The following is a 25388-nucleotide window of genomic DNA, read 5'->3' as shown; positions in this document are numbered from 1 at the left end:
CAAGAGGTACGACGCCGGGGCGCTGCGCCCCGGCATCGACAGTAGATCAAGGTGCCCTGAGGACGATCTAGTAATCATCCCGGCGCTGATCCTTCAGCCACCGCTTCGTCGCGGCTCTGTTCGCCAGCAAGCCCAGGAATTCCTTCTGCCGGACGATCTCGGCCCGGATCGCACGGGCCTGGCGCTGGATCGCGAGATTGAATCGCTGCGCATTCAGCTCCGTGCCCGCGTCGAGTCCGAAGTCCGCGCGAAAGGCGGACTGCAGCTCCCTGAGCATTGCCTTTGCTTCCTCGAGCTGCTGGGCAAGCAGCTTGTTGTACTGCTTGAGGCGCTGTGAGCTCACTTTGCCGATCGGATCGTCAGCCAGCCCGATCTCGACCTGGAGCTCGAACAGGCCCAGCAGATCATTGGCGGCGTAAGCCTGATTGATCCGCTGCATCAAGGCGTTCTTTTCTTCACGCCGCTTCGGATCCGATTCGCGGTCCGGATGCACGGCACTCGCGAGCTTTCGATAGATCTCGCGCAACGACTGCTTGACCATCTGCGCCGCCGCTTCGGTTCGTTTGTTCGACGCGGATTCCTGGCGCTGGCGCGATCGCTCGGATGCCCGCTCTTCCTCGGCGGCGTCCCGCTCCGCCATCTTTTCGTACATCCGTTGGATCAGGTCTTCTTCGGTACGAATGTCGGTTTCATCACCGAGGTCGAGTCCCGTCAGTTCCTCCGCCTCCTCCCTGAGCAGCTGGATTTCCTCCTGCTTGACCGCATCGAAGCTCGCTTCGCTGTGTTTCTCGAAAAGCGCCCGCAGCTCCGCATCGTCAGGCTGCGCCGCCAGCAGAGCGTCCGCAGTTGCGCACAGGATCTGCCTGAGCGCTGCGCGATCCGCACGAGACCAGTTGGAGTCTTCGAGCAGCCGGTCGATCGCAAGAACAGTCCCGCGACTCAGGTCGCGCAGCGATATGCGCAGAGGCTGCAGGCGCTGCGAGTGTTCCAACCGGAACTTGTCGACAGTCTTGTCCCACGCCGAGCGCGTCTTGCGCACGGCCTCGATCTGCCCGATCAGGTAGCGAAAGCGTTCCTGCTCGGCAGTGAGCTTGGGCCCGGGAGCACGTGAAGAATGTGTAATCGAGGACGTACGGGACATGAGGGAGGCATCGAGGTACCTCACCCATTGTCGGGGCCCGGTGGCCGGAAAACAAACACGGCGGCACCAACGTCAGACGATCGCAGTCCCGGTGCCGTGGATATCAGTAGATTCCGTCGCTGGCCTGGCGTGCCGCGGCGCGTGGGCCGAAGGGCGCGGAATCGAGATATGAGCCTGCGCGACTGCCGTATTTGGCGATCATGACGCTCGCCTTGCGCTTCAACCGCGTACGCCAGTCATGTGCGCGCATGTGTTCGAGGGCGAGATTGGACGCATTGCGGTTGTAGAGAGCCGCGTCCCGGCGTCTGTCAGCAGCTTCCTGGATCGCTGCAGCGGCTTGCTGCGGATTCGCAGCGTTGAGCGCCTGCGTGATTCCCGTCGCGGCTGCAATTGCGTCAGGAACACCTGAGTTCAAGCCGCGCGCTCCGAATGGCGCGAACAGATGCGCAGCCTCACCGGCGAGCACGACGCGACGATGCTCATCAGTGAACGACTTCGCGACCACTTGCAGGAACTGATAGGTCGAAACCCAGGTGACACGATCGCCGTATTTTTCCGGCAGCACGCGGACGAGCCAGCGCTTCACGCCCTCCGGATCGCTGAAATGCTTCGGATCGTCGCCGCGGCGCAGCTGAATGTCGGCGCGGATTCCATTCCGGAAGGGCACGAGCAGCACGTTGCGCTTCTCGACCGCGGGGTGCTCGTAATAGTACAGACGCTCGGGGCGAATCGGGTCATCGACGTCTTCCGCGACGTCGACGATGACGAAGGCATCTTCGATGCGCGGGCCTTCGAGCTCGATCCCGACTTGCTTGCGAACTACGGATCGGCCGCCGTCCGTACCCACCAGGTACTTCGAATGCCACTCCTTCCCGGAGCTCGTCTTCACGATGACGCCTTCGGGACTCGTCTTCGCGTCCGTGACTTCCTGATCCCACGCGAACTGCACGCCGGCCTCGGTGCAGTGGCGAAACAGGATCTTTTCCGCATCGACCTGGCCGAGATTCGTCGACGCGGGCATCACGCCAGGGGGCGGGAACGGATAGGTTCGCTCATAGACCTGCGTCTCACCCCAGAACGTGCGCTTGGTGGACCAGACGAGCCCCGCGTTCGCGATTTCCCAGCCGAGACCGGCGCGGATGTCTTCCCACAGTTGCATCGTCTGCCTGTGATAGAAGATCGCGCGGCTGCCGGGCCGCAGACGCCCTGCCGATGCCGCTTCGAGCACAACGACTGGCAAGCCCTGTGCGCGCAGAGCGAGCGCGGAAGTGAGCCCGACTGGTCCTGCGCCGACGACGATGACTGGAAGTGAATTCATGATGAGTCCTACGGATTCGATCGCGCGGCTCAGCCGATGAGCGTAACGAGCGTTTCGAGGCCGTCGATACCGCCCTCGATCCGATCACCGGCTTTCACTGCACCGACGCCAGCAGGCGTGCCCGTGTAGATGAGGTCGCCAGGTACAAGCTCGAACAATGTAGAAAGCTCCGCGATGATCTCCGGCACGCTCCAGATCAGATCCGCGACATCGGCCTGCTGACGGATTTCGCCGTTGACTTTCAGCCAGATCCTGCCCTGCGTGAAGCCCTGGCCTGGCGCGGGTTGGATGGCTGCAATCGGCGCGGAGTGGTCGAAGGCCTTGCCCGTGTCCCACGGTCGCCCCTTGTCCCGGGCCTCGAACTGCAGATCGCGGCGCGTCAGGTCGTTACCCACTGCGTAACCGAACACATGATCGACGGCACTGGCGAGCGGAATGTTCCTGCCGCCCTTGCCGATTGCGACGACCAGTTCGATCTCGTGATGAACGTTGCTCGTCCGCGCCGGGTACGCGACGGTGGCATTGTTCGGGACGATCGCGTTCGCGGGCTTGGTGAAAAAGAACGGCGGCTCCCGCTCCGGATCCTTGCCCATCTCCCGGGCATGCGCCGCATAGTTGCGGCCGACGCAGTAGATGCGATTGACGGGAAAGCGCTCGCTACGGCCTTGCACCTCGACGGAAATCGTCTCGGGCGGCGGTACGACGTATGACATGCAGGGCCCCTTGCGCAGGTCGGCTTATTTGTAAGCAGCCCTTACAGTATAGCATGTCAACGATTTCGTGAAGTACGAGCGCAGACCGTTGAGCGAGCCCGCTAAGGCAGACCCTGAATCCGCCCCCGCCGCAGCGCGCCTACACGGAGAAAGACGGCTGCTGACTGCTGGCGACTGGCCAGAAGGAAAGGAAGAGGCGCGAAGCGCCGCCAGAAAAAGAACGGGCCGCACTGGGCGGCCCGTTCAATCGCATCAGCGAGGTTTGTTACTTCGCTTTCACAGCCTGCGATTCGTTGTATGCGTTCCTGCGATACATCAGGAGCACACCCGACTCGGTGCTGTTGGCGTCCGCCACGGTTGCCGTCGTGACCGGCACGTTCGTGATGGTGCCAGCATGCGCCGTACCCCACGGCTCAGCGCCGAAGGAGAAGCGCGGCGTAGCCGGCGTGAACAACATGCCTTCCACCAGATCCGTGAGGTTTCCGGTCAGGTAGTTGTCGAACGCGTAGACCGAGAAGCCGAAGGTGGTTCCCGGCTGCACACCGACGTTGACTGCACCGGCGGTCGAGTTCATCGGGACCGTGAAGATCACGTTGCCCGAGACCAGATCCGCATCGGTGTAGAACACCGCCGTCGCCACACCAGTGGTCAGATTCGCCACGTACACGAGGTTCTGGCCGGTGACCGAGAAGCCGCCGTTCTCCGTGTTGTAGACCACGTAGTCTTCGACGCCGTCATTGTTCGAATCGATGTAGATGTCGAACTCTGCCGGATAGTTCGGATGCACGCGCTTGCCGTAGGTGCTGATCGCGAACTCGAGATAGTCCGCGCCATACACAGCTGCCGGCAGGTGACGCACGCCGACCTGCTTCAGGTCGATGACCGCGAAGTTGTCGCCAGGCTGCGGGAGTTCCGAAGCCGGGACCTTCGGGCTCGTGCCCGTCAGCGAGAACAGCTCGAACTCGCCGTCGTTCACACCGTTGTTGCGGATGTCGACCGACGTGCCGTTCTTGTTCGTCGTGAGGCTCTTCGCATCCATTGCCGACGACTTGCGCGGGAGCACATGCCACGGCAACGACAGCTTCTCGCTGCCCGAAGTCAGCGTGATGTAGCCGTCGAATTCCGGACCGTTGAGCAGCGCGCCGTTGCCACCATTGGCACCGCCGTTGATGGCACCCCACGCCGGCAGCTTGCTGCCCTTGATGGAGACCTGCACGTTGAACCAGGCGTAGCCCTTCGGACCAACCGTCACCGAGCCCGGCGCATGGACCGTCACCGCACCCGACGCTTCATCATCGGCGTAACGGAAGCTTCGCGCGATGCTGTAGGTACGAGTCGCGTTGCTGAAGTTCTGCACTTCCACCCGCTTGGTGATGGTGATGTTGTCGCCCGACGCATCGACGAAGCCGAAGCTCAGTGCCGACGATTCGGTCTCGTCGTTCCATGCAATCGCCTTCAGGCCGATCGCTTTGTTGACGCGCAGCTCGCCTGCACCGATGCGAGTGATCGGCGCGAGCCCGCCCGGCAGCAGCGCCGGATTGGTGTACACCGTCGTCTCGGCGCTGTTCATCAGCATCGCCTTGACCTGGAACGGGCAGCGATCCGGGTAAGCCTGCAGCAACAGAGCTGCTGCGCCCGAGACCATCGGTGCCGCACCGGAAGTACCGCCGAACGGCGTTGCGCCATCGCCCGTGCCGACTTCCGCCGACGTCGATGCGCCAGGCGCGCCGATTTCAGGCTTGATCGTCTGGAGCGCGGACGGGCCGCGCGACGAAGTGCTCGCCATGCTGCCGACCAGCGGGATCGAAGAAGCCGGCGAGATCGAAGCGTTGACCACTTGAGCCGCGTTCAGCCGCGCCTTGATGGCGTTCGACAACACCTGCTGGATCACCAGCGTCGGAGCGAAGCTGTCGCCACCGCCGAAGGAGAAGCTGACGGCATCGCCAGCAGCGACCAGACCGATGATGACGCCCGTCGCACCTGCATCGACTGCGTAGTCGACCTTGAGGCTGACGGAGCAGCCGCCGCGGTCGATGAGCGCAATCTTGCCGGTCGGGTTCGCAAGGATCGGATCGGCCGGCGATCCGGCAGCGACGCTGCCTGCCGGGCAACCACGACCGATGAACACGACATCGCCAGTGACGCCGGCACCGACCGGCGCCCATTCGACGGTGGCCGTGTTGCCGTACACGCCTGCGATCGACGCCGGAGCGTTGATGACGAGCGGGATCGCCTGCGCGCTCGGAACCTGCGTCTGAGCCACGCTCAGCACGCCCGGACCGATCGACGGAGAACCGACGACGTAGGGCTTGTTCGAGCCGTTGCCCGCGGAGGCGACGACCATGCTGCCCAGGTCGACGGCATCTTCGAGAGCGGCCGTGAGGTCGTCTTCGATCATGCCGTAGTCCGAACCGAGGGACAGGTGAATGATGTCGGCTGCATCGTCGAGATCGCCGTCACGATTCGGATCGAGTGCGAAATCGACTGCCAGCAGGAGCGCGACACCGTTGCACGACGTGGCGACGGCGCTGCAGACCTTCACGGCCAGCAGCTTGGAGCCAGGGGCAACGCCCACATGCGTTCCGTCCTGACTCTTGCCACCGATGATGTCGGCTACATGCGTGCCGTGGCCCTGGAAGTCGATCGGGTCCGGATCTTCACTGCGTGCGCCGTTCGGCCATGCTTCACCGACGAAGTCGAAGCCGCCGACGACCTTCGCGGTCGGGAACAGGCCATCGAGCGTCGTCTGGGCCGCGTCGCCGGGGTTCACACCGTACGCAGCAGCGTAGGCTTCGAGCGTGCCCGGACCGCCGAGATTGCGGTGGGTGTAGTCGATACCGGAGTCGAGGACGGCGACCGTCACGCCTGTGCCGTCAACGCCAGTGGCCTGCACCGCCGTGGCACCGACGTACGGCACCGTCTCGGAGAGGTCGAGCTCATAGTTGATGACAGGGCGGACAGCTGCGACGCCAGCGATGCTCGCGATCTGCGGCAGCTGCGAAGCATCGACGCGGACAGCAATCGCGTTGTGGGCGACCTGCACGCGACCGAGCTCCTCGGCACCGACGCTCGCGAGGCTGAGCGCAACCTTCTCCTGCTGCGAACGCAGGGTGCTGCGGCCTTTCTCCATCGCGTCGGCGACGGAAGCCTTGCTGGTCGAGGGAAGCAGCTTTGCCTTGCGCAGGCCGGCCGAAGCCGCGATTGCGCTCTTCTGTGCCGCGATCGAAGGCGTGTCCATCGACACCCAGACTTCGACCGGACCCGAAGCGGTAGCGAGGCGACGATCGATCTTCTCGGTCGTGATGCCTGCTGGAGCTGCCGTGGTGTTGGGTTTCCCGAGAGTTGTCGCCGGCCCCTTTGCCGACGGACTCATCGAGTCGTTACTGCCGCTGCCGCAGGCTGAAACAATCACTGCGGTTACTGCGAGCGATAGAACTCGCAGTCGTTTGGTTCGACGCATGAAGAATCTCCCCAGTTGGTTTTTTGTGAGCCGCAGTCGCGATGCGACTTAGCAACTCATGCGACCGATACTGCGCGTCACTTCATGGAATCGTCAACAGAGAAAATGCTAACGGCCGACGCGATTGCGGTGCGAAACCGTCTTCACCGCCGTCACACCGTCGATCTTCTTTACGCTTTCGATGGCGGCGGCGGGCAACGTGACGGCGATTGCGTTGCGAGTCTGCTGCGTGCGAGCCGACTCGACCGCACCGAGCTCGGCGAGCCTGCGCATCACACGATCCTGTTCTTCGAGAATCCGTCGCCGGAGCTCAGCGCGCTGCGACTCGGCATCGCGCGGCAGCGATGACAACGCGGGTTCGCTCAGCACGATCCAGACTTCGATCTCTTCCCGCGAAGCGGATGCAGTGGTGGATGCATCCGTCGACTCGCTTGCGGGCGTTCGATCGGACGCCGTTCCGGCGGCGCAGGCGATACTGATTGGAAGCAGGACCAGCGCGGTATTTAACCTAATCACGGGTTCTCCGGATGCGCGAGGTGTAGGTAACTTGAGGTCACAAGTGATCTTCTTCCTGGCACTCTGCTTCGGCCTTCCCACGTTGTACACCTGGATCGCGAGTCCTTCCGCCTTGTATTCTCGGCGGATGAAGAAAGCCCTCCTCTACTCCATCGCTCTCGTCACCTGCGCCACCGCCTCGCTCTCCAGCGCCGATACCGATCCCGGAAGGGCCGCTTTCCGCGCGATCTACCAGGAGATGGTGGAAATCGATTCATCACCCACCACGGGTTCGTGCACAAAGGTCGTTCGCGCCGCCGAAACCCGGCTTCGCGCGGCTGGCTTCACTGATGAGGAAGTGCACGTCGTCATCCCGGAGGGGCGCCCCGACGACGGCAACATCGTTGCACGTATCAGGGCGAAGAACGCGAAGAAGAAAGGCGTGCTGCTCCTGGCGCACATCGATGTCGTCGACGCGAAGCGCGAGGACTGGGAGCGCGATCCGTTCAAGCTGATCGAAGAGAACGGCTACTTCTATGGCCGCGGTTCCGCCGACGACAAGGCGATGGCGGCAGTGTTCCTGGATCTCATGATCCGCCTCAAGCAGGAGCGCAATTTCAAACCGGGCCGCGATCTGATCATGGCACTCACCTGCGGCGAAGAGACGTCGAACCGCGTGAACGGCGTCGACCACCTGCTGAAGAACCGCCGGGAACTGATCGATTCGGCCTTCGCCATCAACGAGGGCGCGGGCGGATTGCTGTCGGACGAAGGCAAGCCGCTGGCACTGCAGGTACAGGCCGGCGAGAAGATTCACCAGGTCTACTCGCTCGAAGTCACGAACCCGGGCGGCCATTCGTCGCGACCCGTTCCGGACAACGCGATCTATCGACTCGCCGCGGCGACGCAGAAGGTCGCCTCCCTCTCCTTCCCGATCCAGGTGAATCCGGTCGTGCGTGAGTACTTCCGCGTGACGGGGCCGATGCTCGGCGGAGAGACCGGAGCCGCGATGAGCGCCGTTGCAAAGAACCCCGATGATCAGGCTGCGCTCGCAACCCTGATGAAGGATCCGAGCTACAACGCAGTCGTGCACACCACCTGCGTAGCCACACAGATCGACGGCGGACATGCGCCCAACGCCCTCCCGCAGCGTGCGGCAACGACGCTGTCGTGCCGCGTGATGCAGGGAACGACGCCGGAGCAGGTCAAGGAAACGCTCGAGAAAGCAATCGCAGACCCACAGGTGAAGGTCTCGATCGTGCGCCGGCGCGACGGCTCATCCCCGCCGCAACTGACAGATGAAGTGATGGGACCAGTGAAAAAGCAGGCGGCGAAGCAGTGGCCTGACGTTCCGATCGCTCCGCTGATGAGTGCGGGCGCGACCGATGGCCGCTTCCTGATGAACGCGGGCATTCCGACTTACGGGATGAGCGGCATGTTCGCGAAGCCGGGCGAAGCCAATGCGCACGGCCTCAACGAGAAGATCCGCACGCAGTCGCTCTACGACGGCCGCACCTTCCTGGAAGGCATCGTTCGCGCGTACGCGAAGTAGACCTCCGTCACTCCCGCGAAAGCGGGAGTCCATCCGGCTCTTGCTCGTCACTCCCGCGAAAGCGGGAGTCCATCTGCTTGCTGGAGATGGATTCCCGCTTTCGCGGGAATGACAGTCGCTTGCACCACGGATGACGAATTGCGCCGCCTCTCCTGCAACTCCTCGACAATCCGCCGATGCCTCTCAGCATCGAGGTCATAGCGCGAGTAACACCAGACCGACACCACCGCCAGGACTGCCACGAACGGCCCGTACATCAGCGCAAGCCAGACCAGCTTGTCGTGCGGAACGCCTTCAGCGGCAATCTGCTGCGCCGTCGGCCAGCTGATCAGGCTGAGCAGAATACCCGACACGAACTTGCCCAGGCCCGACGTCGCCTTGTAGCAAACCAGCTGCGCACCGAAGAAGACCCCTTCCTGGCGCTTGCCGGATTGCAGTTCGTATTCGTCGGCGACGTCGGCCAGCATCGAGTTGCCGCTCGAACGCGATTGCACAGTACCGATGCCCTGCACGATGCGCATCACGCTCAGCGTCATCACGAGCGCGGCCGTTGCAGCCGGCGGCATCCAGCCGAACAGCCAGAGTATGACGGGCAGCATCTGCAGGACCGCGAACCACGTCGTTCCCCACATGAGCACAGGCTTCTTGTCGAAGCGGCCGTGCAATCGCGGCGTGAATGGCGAGCCGAGAAAGTAGCCGACGAAGAGCGCGACGGAGACCCAGAGCAGCGGCCGGCCGGAAATCTCCCATATATATGTGTTGACGTAGAGCAGCAGCGCGGTGTCGATGCCCACGACCATGTAGACCATCACGGCGCCGGTGAAGTACCAGCGGAAATTGAGATTGCGAAACGCCTGCAGGGTCTCGGCGAGGATCGCGATTGCCGACATGCGGGCCCGCTGCGCCGGCTGATACAGATACGGGATCAAGTGATGCGTGCCGACGGCGGAGACCAGCATCGCCGCTGACATGATGATCGCGAGCGTCAGTGCGAATGACGGATACGCGTCCGCTTCGAGCTGACCGCGCGGACCCGCGAAGTACCAGCCGAACGCAATGCCATACACGAGCAGCGAACCGATTGCGGTGACCGCTTCGCGCCACGAGGCGACGACCGTTCGTACTTTGTAGTCCGAGGAAAGCTCGGCGCCGAGCGCCAGATGCGGCACCGTGAAGAATGTCAGCACGACGCGCGCCGCAATTCCCATTCCCGTGAGCCATGCGAACAGCGGCATGTGATCGGCGAGCGGTGCATTGCGCGCCGGCAACAACGATCCGGGCGGCGCGAACAACAGATAGAACGTGATCAGGAAAGGCACGATCGCCAGATACATGAAGAAGTGCCGTCGTCCGAAGCGCGAGCGCCAGCGGTCCGACATTGCCCCGATCAACGGATCTGTCGCGGAATCGACGATGAGCGCAATGAGCATCGCGAGGCCCGCGAGCATCGGGTTCATGCCGAGCAGGCTGTTGTAGTAGAAGAGAATGAAGACCGCGAGTGCGAGGTTCTTCATCGACTCGGCGAGCTGGCCGATCGAGTAGAACACTTTGTCGCCGACAGTCAGGACCCGCGTGGTGTTCATGCAGTCGAATCCCCCGATCGTGAGCGCCTTTGTTCGTGCAACAGCGCCTGTCCGTCGAGCATATGCCCCGTGACGGGGATTGCCGATAGCGACGCAGCGAATCGCCATCGCCGTTCAGTCACATTCCGCTTTGCAGCCCGGATGGCGGCTTTCACGGACGGCACATCGCCGTCGTGCGGCTATCATCGCGACCCGCAGTCGAATGGAGACTGGGCATGAACCGACGGTTGTTCGCACTCGCACTCGCTGGAATGACCCTGACCGGTTGCGGCAAATCGGACGCGCCTCCCCCGGCGGCCGAACCGCCCGCGACCACGGCGCCGGCGGTCAACCCGGCCTCGCCGCCATCGTCAGATCCAGCGGCTTCCGGGCCCGTATTGGATACAACTGCCGCACAGGCGCTGCTGACCCCGGATGAGACGCTGCAGTCCATCGCGCTGGCCGACGGCAACCCAGCCACGGTCTCGGGCGAAGTCGTGGGCTACAAGACCACCGCCTGGGCAGTCATGGTCGGCCAGGGCCAGACCCTGTCGGTGACGTTCAAACCCGCCAGCAGCAATCTCTATATGAATATCCAGGACACGGCCGATACCACCGGGACGGCGGTCCACCGGGGCGAAACGGACGGGCCGACGGCCTCCCTCGTGGCAGCGCGGGATTCGACGTACCTCATCCGCCCTTTTCAGCCTCGCGCCATGGCAAGGCGCGAGGAAAAGGGCACCTATTCACTGGAGGTTTCGGTTCGCTGAGCGCCGCGGCCCGGACCCCGTCGGCGGACCCGGCCGCCGGCCCCCAGAGTGGCGGAATACCTGCCGGAACGACCCCGAAACCGGCCCGAAATGGGCCATTTCCGAGGCAAACCCTCACTGCAATACAAATTCCGCTAGAATGCGCCGCCTTTGCCGAAGCGGCAGGTGTGACCCGGGCCGCTTTTCCTGAGAATTCCAGCAAAAACCTCATTGGTATTCACAGGGTTGGCCCCTATTCTCCCCGGCCATTTATGAGCCGGAGAACGGCTTCGCTTTAGTTTTGGAATCGCCACGGAAACCGCCATGCCCCGTACTACACCCCTATCTGACATTCGCAACATCGGCATCATCGCCCACGTCGACGCCGGCAAGACCACGACGACGGAACGCATCCTGTACTACACCGGTCGCAAGCACACGATCGTCGACGTGCACGACACGAAGGACCTGAAGTCCTCGACGACGACCGACTACCTCGAACAGGAACAGAAGCGCGGCATCACGATTCAGTCGGCCGCCGTGTCGACGTTCTGGCGCAAGAAGAAGATCAACGTCATCGACACTCCGGGACACGTCGACTTCACGATCGAAGTGAACCGCTCGCTGCGCGTCCTCGACGGCGCTGTCGTCGTGTTCGACGGCGTGGCCGGCGTGGAGCCGCAGTCGGAAACGAACTGGCGTCTCGCCGACAACTACGGCGTGCCGCGTATGTGCTACGTGAACAAGATGGATCGCAGCGGTGCGAACTTCCTGCGCTGCGTGGACATGATCAAGAAGCGCCTCGGCTCGCGCCCGCTGCCGGTGCAACTGCCGATCGGCTCCGAAGACAACTTCAAGGGCATGATCGACCTGGTCGAGATGCAGGCCCTGGTATGGGATTCGGATGACAAGGACGCCGAGCCGGCCAAGATCGACATCACTGCCGACATCGCCGACAAGCTCAACATCACGGTGCCGAGCGATCGCGCCATCCTCGCGCAGATCGCGAAGTACCGTTCGGAACTCGTCGACACCTGCCTCGAGCAGGACGATGCCGCGATGGAAGCCTATCTGAACGACGGCACCGAGCCTTCGGCTGACGTGCTGCGCAAGTGCCTGCGCAAGGGCACGATCTCGGGCGCATTCAACCCGGTGCTGTGCGGCTCTTCGTACAAGAACAAGGGCGTCACCCAGGTTCTCGATGCCGTCGTCGACTATCTGCCGGCCCCGACCGACGTCGCTGCCATCAAGACGATGGACGAAGACGGCAACCCGGTCGGCGAGCGTATCTGCTCCGATGACGAACCGTTCTCGGCGCTCGCATTCAAGGTCATCAACGACGCGTACGGCGCACTCACGTTCTGCCGTGTGTACTCCGGCGTATTGACCAAGGGCGCATCGGTCCAGAACACGACTCGCGGCAAGCGCGAGAAGATCGGCCGCATGGTCGAAATGTTCGCGAAGGAAGCGAACGCGATCGAAGAAGCCCGCGCCGGTGACATCATCGCGCTGGTCTCCCTCGCGGAAACCGAAACCGGCGATACGCTTTGCGACTCGGCAAACCCGGTGATCCTGGAGCGCATGCGCTTCCCGGACCCCGTCATCAGCGTCTCCGTGAAGCCCAAGAACAAGGCTGAACAGGAGAAGTTCGGCGCAGCGCTCGGCAAGATGGTTCGCGCCGATCCGTCGCTGCACCTCGAAACGGATCGCGAAACGGGCCAGACGATTCTGCGCGGCATGGGCGAGCTCCACCTCGAAGTGACGCTCGATCGCATGCGCACGGAATTCAACGTCGAAGGCATCATGGGTCAGCCGCAGGTCGCGTACCGCGAGACCTTCACGAAGCCGATCTCCGAACAGTACATCCACAAGAAGCAGACCGGCGGTTCAGGCCAGTTCGCCGAAGTGTGGATCACGTTCGAACCGCTGGAGCGCGGCTCGGGCTTCATCTTCGAAGACGAAACGGTCGGCGGCTCGGTGCCGCGCGAGTACGTGCCGTCGGTCGAGAAGGGCCTCAAGATGCAGAAGGAAGACGGCGTGCTCGCGCACTATCCGACGGTGGACTTCAAGGCCCGCCTCACGGACGGCAGCTACCACGACGTCGACTCGAACGCCCTGACGTTCGAAATCGCGGCGAAGGCCTGCTTCCGTGAAGCGATCCGCAAGGCCAACCCGATCCTGCTCGAGCCGGTGATGCGTGTCGAAACCGTGACGCCTGCCGACTACCTCGGCGACGTCATCGGCGACATCAACCGCCGTCGCGGCATGATCCAGGAGCAGCTCGAGCGCGGCACGAACATCGCTGTCGTGGCCACGGTGCCGCTGTCGGAAATGTTCGGCTACATCGGCCATCTGCGCGGCATGACCAGCGGTCGTGCTTCGTACACGATGGAGTTCTCGCACTACGATCCAGTGCCGAAGATGGTGGCCGACACGGTCATCGCCGAAGCAGCGAAGGCCAAGACGGCCGCTGCCTGATCCTGATCGCGCGGCTCACGCCGCGCGAGTGGCGATCGAATCAGACCTCCGCGACGAAAGTTGCGGAGGTCTTTTTGTTTCTGGGGCCTCGTCACTCCCGCGAAAGCGGGAGTCCATCCGGTGCGCAAGATGGATTCCCGCTTTCGCGGGAATGAAGGCCTGCCTACTTCCCCGCTGCCGGCGCAAAGAGCAGATCCGCATAGTCGTAGCTGAAATCCGCGAGCGGCGACACCGCCTTCATCGTCACCCGATCCACCCGACCATCCGCGTTGATGCCGAACGTCACGTATGCGGGTTCGATGGTCTTGTCATCGAAGCGTGTGATGAAGCTGTCGTACTGCCAGTGTTCGAGGCGGCCGCCCATTCGCGGCGTCGACTTGAAGTCGATCGTGAGCGACTTGCCGCTGACCGCCACTTCGATGTTGCCGTACCAGGGATCGGTGTACGTTCCCGCGTATCTCTCGAGCGGCAGAGACGGTCCGACTTTGGCAGGCTTGGCCATCGTGGCGTCGAGCGCCTTCATCGCGCCCGCCAGTCGCTCCTGCTTGTATGTAATGTATTTCTCGGGCCACTCGTTCGAGCCGAAGCCCAGGTAATGATCCAGCAGCTCGTACATCAGCCCGAGCAGGATCTCGCCGTCCTCGCTGTTGATTTCGATCGCGAACCCGACCTTCTTGTCCGGGATGAGCGCCACGATCGTCTGGAAACCCAGCACCGCGCCGCCGTGCGAAATCACCTTTGCGCCACGATAGTCCCGCACTCCCCAGCCCAACGCGTACGACTGGAACATCGGCTCGGCGAGCTTCAGGGACTGCGGAAGCGGTGAAATCGGCGTGAGCACGACGGGCTTCCACATCTCGGCATGGGCCGCTTCACTGAACAGGGGCTCGCCGTTCGGCAGCTTGCCGCCGTTCAGCTGGATCGCGAGCCACTTCGCCATGTCGTTCGCGCTGACGGCGAGACCGCCCGCTGGCGCAGCCGCTCGACCCAACTCATCGCGCTCATCGAGCACCTGTAACGGGCCGACGCCACGCACCCGGCTGCTCGCCCGTGCATGCGGATACGAGCGATTGGGAATGGCGAAGCGACGGTCGTTGTCGCTCGTGGACTGCGTCATTCCCGCCGGCTGAAGGACGTGCTGACGCACATAGTCTTCCCATGTCTGTCCGGTCACCGCCTCGATCAGCTGTCCCGCAACCATGTAGAGCACGTTGTCGTAGGCATAGCCGCTGCGAAAGCTGGTCGCCGGCTTGATGTAGCGCAGCCGCTTCACCGCCTCGGCCCGCGAAAGATTGCTGCGGGGAACGAACAGCAGATCGCCAGCACCCAGGCCGAGGCCGCTGCGATGAACCAGCAGATCGCGGATCGTCATCTCGCGCGTGACCCATGCGTCGTACATCTGAAAACCGGGAAGGCGATCGATCACCTTGTCGTCCCAGCCGATCTTGCCGGAGTCGACGAGCGTAGCCAGCGCCGCGGCGGTGAACGCCTTGCCCGTCGAGCCGGTCGGGAAAATCGTATCCGCATCGACCCGCGCCGGCGCATCCATCCTGTTGACGCCGTAGCCGCGCGCCAGCGTCGTCGCCCCGTTCTCCACGATCGCTACCGCCATCCCAGGAACGCCTATGCGGTTCCGCAGACTCTCGACGCGGGCGTCGAAGTCCGTAGGCGGAGCCGCCAGCAGCTGCGATGAAACTGCCGAGAGAACGATCAGAGCCAGAAATCTCATGCGACCTCCTGGGGTGCGGCGTCGAGCGGCTCGATCCTGCAATCGGCCTCGAAGACACACGTGAGTTGTAAGAGTTTGCGGCGGATGAACTCCGCGACGGCGACCGAGAGCCCCTCCATCGACGCGACGACTTCGATGCTGTCCGCGTCGACGCGGACACAATGCACTTCCGTGGGGGCGAGATTCGACAGCGCGAACTGATGCACGACGCGACTCACGCCCGTCGGATCGAGATCGATCAGCACCCGATACTTCGCACGAACAGGCCCGTTTCCGGCGACCGCCGGACTTGCGTCATCTGCTGCGTAAACGTCGCGAACCATCGTGGACTCGCATCAGGTCGCGTCAGTGCGCAACACGTTGCGCGCGGGACGGTCGACGAGCAGCAGGAGAGACGCAGCGAGCGCGGCGACTCCCGCCATCGACAGGAAAAAAGTCGCGTGATCCATCCGGCTCCACCATGAGCCCAGCGCGCCGGCAAGCAAGTTGCCGCCGAAGCTTGCGGAGAACCACAAGGCGATGCTGGTTGCAGCCAGCGTCGCCGGCGCGAGCTGGCCGAACAGCGCGAGGCCCGTCGGCAGGATGAACAACTCGCCAGTGGTGTAGACGATCAGGAACAGCACGAGCCACACCCAGTGCGCCTGAAGGCCGCCCGCTGCCTGCGAAACCAGCGCCAGCAGCACGTACGCCGCCGCGACGATGAATGCGCCGATCGCCATGCGTCGCACCGGCGCAGTGGGCCTGCCACGCTTACGCCAGATCGCGAGCAGCACGGGAGTGAGCATGAATACGAGCAACGGATTCAGCGCCTGGAACCAGCTTCCCGGAATCGTCCAGCCAGGACCGACCGAGCGATCGACTGACGAGTCCGCCCACAATGCAACGGTGTTGCCGATCTGTTCGTACGCACCGCGAAAGACGACGACCATCGCGACCACGCCGATCAGCAGACCAAGACGCTTCATGAACGTATCGCGCTCCGCTTGCGACGCGGCTTCCCTCGTCTGAACCTGGCGGACACTCTCTGGAAGGTACTGGCTGCCGCCGATGTAGATCAGCAGGCCGAGGCACATACCGATGCCAGCCGCCCCGAAGCCCCAATGCCAGCCATACAGCTCACCGAGGGTCCCGCACACGAACGGTGCCAGCACCGCCCCGAGATTGATGCCGACGTAGTAGATGTTGTACGCGGTAGTGCGTCGTGGGTCGTTTGCGTCATAGAGCGTCAGCACCTGGCTCGGCAGACTCGGCAGGAACAGTCCATTCCCCAGTGCGATCGTTGCCAGCGCGGGATAGAAGAGACTCTCGAAGGCCATCATGAAGTGACCGAGCGCCATGATCGATCCGCCGAGAATCACGGCACTGCGGCGACCGAGGAATCGATCCGCGATGAGACCGCCGACGATCGGCGTGAAGTACGCGAATGCCGTGTAGATGCCGTAGACCCACGACGCCTGCGACTGCGGCATCGCGAGCGACTTCGTCATGTAGTAGACGAGCAGCGCCCGCATTCCGAAGTACGAGAACTTCTCCCACATCTCCGTGAGGAACAGGATGGTGAGGCCGCGCGGATGTCCGAACCACTCCGCGCGTGGTGCGCTCGCGATCTTCAGCGCGCTTGCCCCTTCGTGGACGATGGTACTCATGCCGCCGCGGTCCGACGACGGCGCAACTGCCAGATGCCGACAGTCAGCACCGGCACGACCATCAGCACGATGAACGCATACGTCAGGATTCCATACCCTTTCGCGATCAGGTCGATGAGCCCGATCGATGCTGCCGCGTACACCGACACCACCATGATGAAGATCGCGATCGCGGGCCGCAGAATCCTGGGCATCTGCGCGTTGCGCTCCTCGTAGACTTTCGCGACACGCTCATTGATCGCATGCAGCAGCGCGACGCCTGTATCGACGAGCGTCAGCATCACGGCGAGCTGGAACGCCCATTCGAACCACGGCGCATGCAGCTTCGCGAGCAGGAACGCCGACGGCAGCGCTTCCGATCCGATCTCGTGGTAGTAGCCCATCATCGCGATGTAGAAGACGACCGCCGGCAGCATCCCCAGCGGGCCGCCCAACGCGCCGGCAATGAAAGCCTCTCGCCTGCACGTGAGATGGCGGATACAGAAAAGGACCGCGGGAATCGTCGCGACGTTGTAGCCCGCATAGGTGACACCAGCCTTGAACCAGTTATCCCCCACTGGCACGGACGCAAAGTTCGCCTCGATGCGATCACCGAAGGCGAAGATGCTCCAGATCACGAACACGATGTAGACGAGATAGAGATAGCCGACCGACAGCGTCAGGAACTTCTCGATGAAGTTGCTGCTGTAGAAGAGCAGCGCGCCCGTGGCGACGATCATCCCGAGCGAGCCGACGATCTTCGGCAACCCCAGCAGGTCGTGCGTGATCTCCCCCGCCGCGGCCCCCATCACCGCGAGAATGATGATGATCAGCAGGAAGTATGCGATCTCGAACAGGAACCAGCCGCGGCCGAGCAGCAGCTTGAAGAAGGATCGATAGTCGTACGCGTGTGCGATGCGGGCCAGTTCGAAGCTGATCATCAGCACGGCGCTCCACACGAGCATGCTGACGAACATGCCCAGCAACCCTCCCCACGGCCCGGCGGGAAGGAAGAACTCGACCAGCTCGCGCCCGGTTGCATAACCGCCCGCGATGACCGCGGATTCGAAGACGAACCCCGGCAGCAGGTAGCGCTTGAAGAAATCGTTCACGTCAATCGGCCTGGCCGATCGGCACGTAGAGCGCGCTCGGATACTTCGAGTCGTGATACAGCCTGACGGTGACCGGGCGTGCGTCCTGCATGCGCTCGTCGCTCACGTTCTTGCCGCTGTTGTAGTTCTTCTGGCTGTAGATCGAGTTCATCGGCGAGATCCGCAACCGCAGCCGGCTCCCCTTCGCGACCTGTCGCGACACGAACATGAAGCCGTTGAAGTCGTAGCGCAGCGGCTCCTTCGTCGTGACGAGCTTCGCCTCGCGCCAGTTTTCCCGATAGCGAGCCCGCATCTGATCGGTCGTCAGCAGGATGCTCGAACCGTCAGCCTTTACCTCGTAGATGCTGACGGCGAAGTCGGTGTCTGGCTGATCGATCGAGATCCAGGCGGAGAGCCTGAAGCTGCCGCTGATCTCGGTGTCCTTGTCGAAAGCAGGTGTGTGATAAATGAGCTGCTTGCCAGTTTGTGCGTAGAGCAGGCTCTGATCCGTCAGCAGCTCCGGATCGATCCTGGTCTCGAGGTCCGCAATACTCACATCGCGCGGGTCGTAGACGTACTGATCGGGCTTGCCGCTGGATTTCGAGAGCCGCAGCGCTCCCGCCGCCAGCACATCCGACGCACCGCCGTTCGAATCGAGGAAGAAGGGACGCGCCTCGCTGGTCACTCCATCGAGCGAGTCCGCGTAGCGCCATTTCTCCGCACCCATCACGTAGTAAGCGACATTCTTCTGGAGGAACGAAGGCTTCGCGCCGCCCTGCATCGTCCAGCCGTACCAGTCGATGTGCAGTTGCGGGAGATCGACCATGCTCGCAGGGCCGAACGTCAGCCCGCCGAAGGCGGCCTGGGGAGTACGTGTACCCGCGTGATCCCACGGACCGATGACGAGGTAGTGATTTTCGCGCGCCTCCGCTGACGCATGCTTCATATGCTCTCGATAGTGCGCGAGCGCTCCGGGCTGATCGCCGTCATAGCTGCCCGTGATCGTCAGGATCGGCATCGACAGCTTTGCGTATTGCTCTGAAGTCGGGTTGTAGCTGTCCCAGTAGGCATCGACCTGGGGATGAGCCAGCCACTCGCGGAACACAGTCGAAGTGTTGCCGGCGATCGTGTCGAGATCGGAGAACGGCACGCCCGACTCGAACCACTGGCGATTCTTCGCCGCCCAGAACTTCGCATCACCGAAGATCCGGTCCTGCGCCGCGTTGCCGCTCGTAAGCGTGAGCCACTGGATCACGTAGGGATAGGTGATATTGCCGCGCATCGGAAAGTCGACACCCGCGTACGGTGAGGCGACCGGCACGATCGTGGCGAGATGCGGCGGAAATTCCTTCGCTGTCGCCCACTGGTTGTAGCCGGCGTACGAGCCTCCCCACATGCTGACCTTGCCGTTGCAGTACGGCTGTTTCGCGAGCCACTCGACAACGTCGTGCCCGTCCTTCGCTTCCTGCAAGAGCGGACTGAACTTACCTTCGGAGTTGCCGCGCCCGCGGACGTCCACGGTCAGAAACGGAAGACCGCGTGCCGCGAAGTAGACACCGCGATCGTGATAGCTCTGCGAGATGTAGGGCGTGAGAGTGAATATGCAGGGTGCCGGCGCCTTCTGATCCTTCGGCGTGTACACCGTAGCATTCAGCTTCACGCCATCGCGCAGCGGGATCTTCACGCCCCACTGCAGATCGATCTTCGTGGCGTCATCCGCGTGCGCGCAGATCGACAACGATGCCGCGCAGGACATCACGAACGAAGCGAACCGGACCGATCTGCGCATGACAGTTACCTCGATTTCTCCGCGAGACAGGCGTCGAGGAGCCGCTCGAACGGCTCGCCGCCGCGGATCGGATCCGCAACCGGCAGTCCCAATCGGGCACTCTCTGCAGCGATCAGGCGCTCCGCCTCGAGAGGCGACAGCTTGGATGTATTGAGGCTGACACCGGCGCATCGGACTGCAGGGTTCGTCCTGCGACCGAGCCGCAGGTTCAGGTCGATCGCGTCCTCGATGCTCGGCACTTCATAGTGAGAATGTCCCAGCATGTGCGTGCGGCCCGGCTCATGACACACCACGATGACATCGGGCTGGCTGCCATGCAGCAGCCCAAGCGAAACCGCGGCGTACGCCGGGTGGAACAGCGAACCCTGCCCTTCGATGATGTCCCAGTGATCGGGCGCTGCATCGGGTGACAGCAGTTCAGCGGCGCCGGCTTCGAAATCGGAAATCACCGCATCCATCGGCATGCCGCTGCCCGCGATCATGATGCCCGTCTGGCCGGTGGCTCTGAAGTCAGCAGCGACGCCGCGTTGACGCAGGGCCTTCGCGATCGCCAGCGCGGTGTACTTCTTGCCGAGCGCACAATCAGTACCGACGGCGAGCAGCCGCTTGCCGGTGCGTTTGCGGCCGCTCGCGATAGGAATGTCGCGAGGCGGTGTGCGTATGTCGATCAATCGGCGGTTGTAGCGCTCGGCTGTCGCGACCAACGCGGGCGTCGAGGACAACTTGGTGTGCATTCCGCTGACGAGGTCGAGTCCGACTTCGAGCGCCTCGATCAGCGAGGGCAGCCAGCTGTCAAGGATGCGCCCGCCCTGGTTAGCAACACCGATGAGCATGGATCGAGCGCCGCGAGCCTTCGCTTCTGCAGGCGTGAATCGGGGCAGACCGACGGAGACGGCATCCGGCGAGCACGACAGTTCGCCGACGCACTGGTCGCGGGCCCAGTCGCGCAGACCGAAGGCGGTCTTGGCGTAGCCCGGCTCAGTCACATCGCCGAGAAACAGCAGATAGGGCTGAGGAAAGTGCAGGATCGCCGCATCTGCGGTCACTGGCGCGGTGAGCGTCACGATCGGACTCCGGGATTCAGGTGAGACAGGGACAAGGGGCGACTCGAAAGATGACTCCGGGCAGCGGCACATCGACGATTGCGCGACGTTGTGACCGCTGCCAGTGTTCCTTCCTCTGCATTCGCCTCTTCTTGAAGGACTTCGTCAGAAGTCCACGCCGAACATCAATCCGATCGTCCGCGGCCGGATCACGCCGGTACCGATCGCGCCGTTCGGAGCCGAGCCGACCGCGCCCGTCGACGTGCGACCATCGCTGTCCGTGACGTTCTTGGCATACAGCTCGATCGAGAAGCGACCGAAATCCACGCCCGTCTGCAGATCCAGGACTTCGTACGACGGAATCTCACGCTGACGGCCGTTCGCGAGGCGGTAGTCGAGATCGTAGCTGCCGATTTGATCCGACAGATAGCGAAGCGCGCCACCAACATAAGCCGTCGACTGCGCACCGATCGACCACTCGTAGTCGGCGTTCAGGCCCAGGCTCCATTCCGGCGTGAACGGCAGAGCGTCGCCCTCCAGGCCGCCCGACAGCTCGGGCGTATCGTCCTCGAGCTGAGCGTCCGTATACGCGCCGTTCAGCGACACACGGAATGCGTCGCTCAGGTGCGCCACGGCCGTGAACTCGAGACCTTCGCTCGTTGCGTCGCCGCCGTTGAGATTCACGCCGAAGTCGTTCACCTGCCCGAGCACCTGGATATCTTCCCAGTCGATGTGGAACACCGCGACATCGAGGCTGTATGCGCGATCGTCGGATTCCACTTTCAGTCCGACTTCGTAGCTCGTCAGCTCGTCCGACTCGTAGGCCGTCGGAACATCGGGCGGCGCACCGGGCGGCAGCACGTTCGGTCCGCCTGGACGGAACCCCGTCGCCGCGCGGGCATACAACGAAGCGTGTTCGTTGATCTTGAATTTCGGCGCAACCGAGTACGTGAAGACGTCCTCTGACGAGTCGACAGCGGGGAAGGACACTCCCGCGGCGCCGCCTGCGAGCAGCCCGACACCATCCTGCCTCGCGTTCTGATCGTTCTCGCTGTAGCGCCCACCCAGCGTCAGGTCGAACCGCGATCCGAAGTGAATCGTGCCGCTGACGAAAGCAGCGATCTCCTCATACTCCGATTGCAGCAACAGATCGCCCACGGTATCGCCAAACAGCGGCACGAACGGCGGCGGCATGGGAATCTCATCGAGCGTTCCGGGCGTCACGACGCCGATATGCTGAATGATGTCGCCCTTCTCCTCCGTGTAGTAGACGCCCGCCAGCCACTCGAACGAATCGCTCTCGTTCGAGGCGAGGCGCAGCTCCTGCGTGACCTTGTCGTACTTGGTCGTCTGGTTCTGTATGCCTTCGTTCGGTCCGAAGATGGGTTCGACCGCGGCACTGAGCAGCAACGTGACGTCGCTGCGGAACGGTGAGTCGAACTCGTTGTAGCTGGTCGAGGACGTGAGGGTCGCAAAGCCGAGATCCCAGTCCAACGTCGCGTTGTAGAGGCGATAGTCGACGTCGCGGAACTCCGGAACGTACTGCGACTGCGACAGTCTGCCATACAAGGTGTCGAGCGTTTCCGGATCGCTCTCGACGCTGCTGGACGCATCGGTCCTGATGTTCTGCATGATCGCCGTCAACTGCAGCGAGAACGCATCGCTCGGGGCATACAGTGCCGACACACGGCCGCCGTAGCTCTCGGAGCCGTTGATGTCGTCGGCAACGTCCGAGCCTGCCGTTCCGATCGAATCGACGAATCCGCCCAGCTCGCGGTAATAGCCCACGCCGCGCACCGCGAACGAATCCGAAAGCGGGATGTTCACCATGCCGGTGCCGGAGTAGCCCGTGTCGCCGTCCTCCACGGTTTCCGCGCCGACGCGCATGCGCGCCTCGAAGCTCTGGGTCTGCGGTGGATTGGTGACGAACTTGAGCACACCGCCGAGCGAGCTCGCGCCGTACAGCGTGCCCTGCGGACCGCGCAGCACTTCGACACGCTGCATGTCGAAGGTATCGAAGTCGCCCGCGAGAATGGCGCCGTTGACGAGGCCGCTGCTGGAACCGAACGGCGTTTCGTCCACGTACACACCAACGGTCGATGCGACACCGCCCGTGTTGATGCCACGCATGACGAGACGCCCCACTCCCGGAGTGTCCTGGGTCAGCTGCAGACCGGGAACGAGCTTCAGATAATCCTGGAAGTTCGCTGCCTGCTGCCGCTCGAGGATGCCGCCATCGATGGCCGTGATGGATTGTGGAATATCGATCAGCGCCTCGGTGCGCTTTTGCGCTGTCACGACGATCTCGGCGATCGTCGTGCTGTCAGCCGCAAGGACGTTCGTCGTCCCCATCATCATTGCCAGTGCACTCGCAGAACCGCCTAGAGCGATTCTCTGCGACAGTCTCTTGAACTCGTTCATAGTCGCTCTCCCCTGTTGTAATCGAATAAGTGGCCGCGACGCTGCGCAGGATCATTTCCAGGTAGCAGCGAGCAGACGGCGGAAGTTGCCCCCAAGAACGGCTGTAATGTTGTCGTCCGAGTAGCCCCGCCGGATCAGCGCCTCGGTCAGATCGAAAATCTTCCGCGGGTGATCGAATCCATCCGTGTCGATCTTTTCGCGGAACGCGTAGCTGGCCTTGTAGCTCTCGCGCAGCATCTTGAGCTGGTCCGCGGGCATGTCGTCGTAGCCCTGGAGATCGGAATCGGTGCCGATGCCGACGTGCTCGATGCCGGCCAGCTTCGCCACGTGATCGATGTGATCGACGATGTTGTCGATGTTCGTCGGCTCACGGTCGCGTACGAACATGCGCACGCCGGTGATGCCCATCACGCCGCCCTTCGCGGCCAGCTTCCTGATCGCCTCGTCCGTCTTCAGGCGCGGATGATTGTTGAGGGCGCGACAATTCGAATGCGTGATGGCGATGGGTCGCGGCGAGAGCTCGATCGCATCGAGCGTGGTGCGATCGCCGGAATGCGACACATCGATCAGCATTCCCGTCTCGTTCATCGCGTTGATGATCTCGACGCCGAAATCGCTGATGCCGCCGTCGACACGCTCGGTGCTGCCGCTGCCGAGAAGGTTCTGACTGTTGTACGTGAGCTGCGCGCAGCGCTGGCCGAGATGGTAGAAGCGCTTGACGTCCGCCGCGTTACGGAAGTGCTCCGCGTTCTGCACGCCCGTGATCACGGCGATCTTGCGCTGCGCCTTTGCGCGGTCGAGATCGTCGACGGAATTCACGAGCAGGAACAGATGCGAGTTGCGGGCCGCGAAGCCCTGCCAGCCCGCGATGAAATCGAGTGTGTCTTCGACAGCAGTCGGGCCACCGGTGCCGATGGCGTTGTGGAACGCTGTGATCCCGCACGCGCGGAACGCCTTCTCGTCAGCCTCGCTGATACGGCCCGCGTAGGCTTCCGGACGAAAGTCGATCTTGAGCGGCCCGAGCATGTCGATCACGACGGAGCGCTCCACGAGCTTCACCGCGCGCGCCGAATAGCGTTTGTCGGAATCGGCGAAGGCCTGGTAGCTGCCGAGATTGATCATCGGCAGACCGGTCGTCAGTGCTCCGGCGACTCCGGCCTGCAGCAGGCGGCGGCGCGTTCGATTCGGTCGCGACGTTTTCTCGAGAGTCATGCCCTGCCTCCACCCCAGACGTTCTCGGAGCAATGAATGCTGCCGCTGTCGTAGCGGACGCTCGGGCGGCAGTCCTGAGCGAGGAACGTCGGTCCATCGAGATCGACGTAGTCGCACAACTGCGCGACGACGAATGCCGGTGCCATTGCCAGGCTGGTGCCGACCATATTGCCGACCATGACCTGCAGTCCGGCGCTGCGCGCCTCGTTCACGATCTGCAGTGCCTCGGTGAGTCCGCCGCACTTGTCGAGCTTGATGTTCACGACATCGAAGCGGCCCACGAGACCGGCGACATCCGTCAGTCCCTGCACGCTTTCATCCGCGGCGACGGGAATCGGGCTGTCGAAACCCTCGAGCTGAGCTTCCTGGCCCCGAGGCAGCGGCTGTTCGAGCAGTTGCACCCGGGCGTCGACGAGCACCGGCAGCAGCTTGTCGAGGCTCTGCCTGGTATGGCCCTGATTCGCATCGACACCGAGCCACACATCCGCGCGTGCCTCGCGAACAGCGCGCACACGCTCGATGTCGGTTGCAAGGTCGCCGTTGAGCTTCATCTTGATGGCGCGCACCTGGCCCAATGCCATGGCGGCCTGTGCGACGGCGGGCGGATCGTCCGCGCTCAGCGTGAACGTCGTGATGCGGGGAGCGATGTGATCGAGACCAGCCAGCTCCCAGACAGGGCGCCCTGCTTCCCGCGCTTCCAGATCCCACAGCGCGCAGTCGACTGCGTTGCGAGCACCTCCGGCCGGCAGCAACCGCAGGAGCTGTTCGCGATCGATGCCGCGCTCGATCCGGGAGCGCTGCGCCTCGATCGTCTGGACGATGCGGTCAGGCGTATCTTCGAGGTAGTACACGCCTGCTGCTTCGCCCCGGCCGACCTTGTCGCCACGGCGCAGCGTCACCACCGCGACGGGTACTTCAGTAAACGTGTAACCGGAGATCCTGAACGGCGCTTTCAACGTCAGCCGTTCGATATCCACTTGCAGTTCGATTGGCGGACTCGCGCTCATGGC

Annotated in this window: 18 protein-coding genes; 3 read left to right on the top strand and 15 right to left on the bottom strand. The window is 63.1% G+C overall.

The window, feature by feature from the left end:
- Nucleotides 1–67: 67 nt before the first annotated feature.
- From HNQ60_RS13120 to HNQ60_RS13100, 5 genes are all read right to left on the bottom strand, one after another.
- Entirely contained in the window at nucleotides 68–1141 is a 1074-nt protein-coding gene (locus HNQ60_RS13120; RefSeq protein ID WP_184332467.1) for a coiled-coil domain-containing protein, read from the bottom strand.
- Nucleotides 1142–1244: 103 nt separating this feature from the next.
- Complete coding sequence (locus HNQ60_RS13115; protein ID WP_184332465.1) at nucleotides 1245–2459, bottom strand: FAD-dependent monooxygenase; 1215 nt, start codon at nucleotides 2457–2459, stop codon at nucleotides 1245–1247.
- Nucleotides 2460–2488: 29 nt separating this feature from the next.
- Nucleotides 2489–3172, bottom strand: a complete 684-nt coding sequence (locus HNQ60_RS13110) for a fumarylacetoacetate hydrolase family protein (RefSeq protein ID WP_184332463.1) — start codon at nucleotides 3170–3172, stop codon at nucleotides 2489–2491.
- Nucleotides 3173–3437: 265 nt separating this feature from the next.
- Complete coding sequence (locus tag HNQ60_RS27890; RefSeq protein WP_281382740.1) at nucleotides 3438–6632, bottom strand: S8 family peptidase; 3195 nt, start codon at nucleotides 6630–6632, stop codon at nucleotides 3438–3440.
- A gap of 108 nt (nucleotides 6633–6740) precedes the next feature.
- Nucleotides 6741–7148: a hypothetical protein gene (locus tag HNQ60_RS13100; protein WP_184332461.1), complete on the bottom strand. Its 408-nt coding sequence runs from the start codon at nucleotides 7146–7148 to the stop codon at nucleotides 6741–6743.
- A gap of 127 nt (nucleotides 7149–7275) precedes the next feature.
- Here HNQ60_RS13100 and HNQ60_RS13095 point away from each other — a divergent pair, with 127 nt between their 5' ends.
- Complete coding sequence (locus HNQ60_RS13095) at nucleotides 7276–8679, top strand: M20/M25/M40 family metallo-hydrolase (protein WP_184332459.1); 1404 nt, start codon at nucleotides 7276–7278, stop codon at nucleotides 8677–8679.
- A 47-nt stretch (nucleotides 8680–8726) separates the two neighbouring features.
- On the opposite strand, the gene HNQ60_RS13090 is transcribed toward HNQ60_RS13095, so the two are convergent.
- The gene (locus HNQ60_RS13090; RefSeq protein WP_184332457.1) at nucleotides 8727–10262 is read right to left on the bottom strand and encodes an MFS transporter; all 1536 of its coding nucleotides are present in this window, start codon (nucleotides 10260–10262) and stop codon (nucleotides 8727–8729) included.
- Nucleotides 10263–10477: 215 nt separating this feature from the next.
- On the opposite strand from HNQ60_RS13090, the gene HNQ60_RS13085 reads away from it, so the two are divergent.
- Together HNQ60_RS13085 and fusA are read left to right on the top strand one after the other, a co-directional pair.
- Nucleotides 10478–11011 carry a hypothetical protein gene (locus HNQ60_RS13085; RefSeq protein WP_184332455.1) on the top strand — a complete coding sequence of 178 codons (534 nt, stop codon included), beginning with the start codon at nucleotides 10478–10480 and terminating at the stop codon, nucleotides 11009–11011.
- A gap of 303 nt (nucleotides 11012–11314) precedes the next feature.
- Nucleotides 11315–13468 (top strand): elongation factor G, encoded by a 2154-nt coding sequence (gene fusA / locus HNQ60_RS13080; protein ID WP_184332453.1) that lies wholly within the window; start codon nucleotides 11315–11317, stop codon nucleotides 13466–13468.
- A gap of 163 nt (nucleotides 13469–13631) precedes the next feature.
- On the opposite strand, the gene HNQ60_RS13075 is transcribed toward fusA, so the two are convergent.
- From HNQ60_RS13075 to HNQ60_RS13035, 9 genes are all read right to left on the bottom strand, one after another.
- Nucleotides 13632–15197: a serine hydrolase gene (locus HNQ60_RS13075; protein ID WP_184332451.1), complete on the bottom strand. Its 1566-nt coding sequence runs from the start codon at nucleotides 15195–15197 to the stop codon at nucleotides 13632–13634.
- Nucleotides 15194–15520: a hypothetical protein gene (locus HNQ60_RS13070; RefSeq protein WP_184332449.1), complete on the bottom strand. Its 327-nt coding sequence runs from the start codon at nucleotides 15518–15520 to the stop codon at nucleotides 15194–15196. The genes HNQ60_RS13075 and HNQ60_RS13070 overlap by 4 nt, the downstream gene beginning before the upstream one ends.
- A gap of 12 nt (nucleotides 15521–15532) precedes the next feature.
- Nucleotides 15533–16843, bottom strand: a complete 1311-nt coding sequence (locus HNQ60_RS13065) for a peptide MFS transporter (protein ID WP_184332447.1) — start codon at nucleotides 16841–16843, stop codon at nucleotides 15533–15535.
- Nucleotides 16840–17934, bottom strand: coding sequence for a YkvI family membrane protein (locus HNQ60_RS13060; RefSeq protein ID WP_184332445.1), 1095 nt, complete (start codon nucleotides 17932–17934; stop codon nucleotides 16840–16842). The genes HNQ60_RS13065 and HNQ60_RS13060 overlap by 4 nt, the downstream gene beginning before the upstream one ends.
- A gap of 1 nt (nucleotide 17935) precedes the next feature.
- Nucleotides 17936–19702: a CocE/NonD family hydrolase gene (locus HNQ60_RS13055; protein WP_184332443.1), complete on the bottom strand. Its 1767-nt coding sequence runs from the start codon at nucleotides 19700–19702 to the stop codon at nucleotides 17936–17938.
- A 5-nt stretch (nucleotides 19703–19707) separates the two neighbouring features.
- The gene (locus HNQ60_RS13050; protein WP_221304182.1) at nucleotides 19708–20766 is read right to left on the bottom strand and encodes a DUF1611 domain-containing protein; all 1059 of its coding nucleotides are present in this window, start codon (nucleotides 20764–20766) and stop codon (nucleotides 19708–19710) included.
- 144 nt (nucleotides 20767–20910) lie between these two features.
- Nucleotides 20911–23166 carry a TonB-dependent receptor gene (locus HNQ60_RS13045; protein ID WP_184332439.1) on the bottom strand — a complete coding sequence of 752 codons (2256 nt, stop codon included), beginning with the start codon at nucleotides 23164–23166 and terminating at the stop codon, nucleotides 20911–20913.
- A 51-nt stretch (nucleotides 23167–23217) separates the two neighbouring features.
- A complete protein-coding gene (locus tag HNQ60_RS13040) occupies nucleotides 23218–24378 on the bottom strand; it encodes a dipeptidase (protein ID WP_221304181.1) in 1161 nt (386 codons plus the stop codon).
- Nucleotides 24375–25385, bottom strand: coding sequence for a dipeptide epimerase (locus tag HNQ60_RS13035; protein WP_184332437.1), 1011 nt, complete (start codon nucleotides 25383–25385; stop codon nucleotides 24375–24377). Before HNQ60_RS13035 ends, HNQ60_RS13040 begins: the two co-directional genes overlap by 4 nt.
- Between the last annotated feature and the right edge of the window lie 3 nt (nucleotides 25386–25388).

The organism is Povalibacter uvarum (genome assembly GCF_014202975.1).
GTDB lineage: Bacteria > Pseudomonadota > Gammaproteobacteria > Steroidobacterales > Steroidobacteraceae > Steroidobacter > Steroidobacter uvarum.
The sequence above is the reverse complement of the archived record's forward strand: the minus strand, read 5'-3'. Positions and strand labels throughout refer to the sequence as shown.

Coding starts and splice junctions, on each gene's coding strand:
- HNQ60_RS13055 (WP_184332443.1), bottom strand. CDS start 19,702: ATGCGCAGATCGGTCCGGTTCGCTTCGTTCGTGATGTCCTGCGCGGCA.
- fusA (WP_184332453.1), top strand. CDS start 11,315: ATGCCCCGTACTACACCCCTATCTGACATTCGCAACATCGGCATCATC.
- HNQ60_RS13070 (WP_184332449.1), bottom strand. CDS start 15,520: ATGGTTCGCGACGTTTACGCAGCAGATGACGCAAGTCCGGCGGTCGCC.
- HNQ60_RS13110 (WP_184332463.1), bottom strand. CDS start 3,172: ATGTCATACGTCGTACCGCCGCCCGAGACGATTTCCGTCGAGGTGCAA.
- HNQ60_RS13090 (WP_184332457.1), bottom strand. CDS start 10,262: ATGAACACCACGCGGGTCCTGACTGTCGGCGACAAAGTGTTCTACTCG.
- HNQ60_RS27890 (WP_281382740.1), bottom strand. CDS start 6,632: ATGCGTCGAACCAAACGACTGCGAGTTCTATCGCTCGCAGTAACCGCA.
- HNQ60_RS13035 (WP_184332437.1), bottom strand. CDS start 25,385: ATGAGCGCGAGTCCGCCAATCGAACTGCAAGTGGATATCGAACGGCTG.
- HNQ60_RS13065 (WP_184332447.1), bottom strand. CDS start 16,843: ATGAGTACCATCGTCCACGAAGGGGCAAGCGCGCTGAAGATCGCGAGC.
- HNQ60_RS13075 (WP_184332451.1), bottom strand. CDS start 15,197: ATGAGATTTCTGGCTCTGATCGTTCTCTCGGCAGTTTCATCGCAGCTG.
- HNQ60_RS13040 (WP_221304181.1), bottom strand. CDS start 24,378: ATGACTCTCGAGAAAACGTCGCGACCGAATCGAACGCGCCGCCGCCTG.
- HNQ60_RS13120 (WP_184332467.1), bottom strand. CDS start 1,141: ATGTCCCGTACGTCCTCGATTACACATTCTTCACGTGCTCCCGGGCCC.
- HNQ60_RS13095 (WP_184332459.1), top strand. CDS start 7,276: ATGAAGAAAGCCCTCCTCTACTCCATCGCTCTCGTCACCTGCGCCACC.
- HNQ60_RS13045 (WP_184332439.1), bottom strand. CDS start 23,166: ATGAACGAGTTCAAGAGACTGTCGCAGAGAATCGCTCTAGGCGGTTCT.
- HNQ60_RS13085 (WP_184332455.1), top strand. CDS start 10,478: ATGAACCGACGGTTGTTCGCACTCGCACTCGCTGGAATGACCCTGACC.
- HNQ60_RS13115 (WP_184332465.1), bottom strand. CDS start 2,459: ATGAATTCACTTCCAGTCATCGTCGTCGGCGCAGGACCAGTCGGGCTC.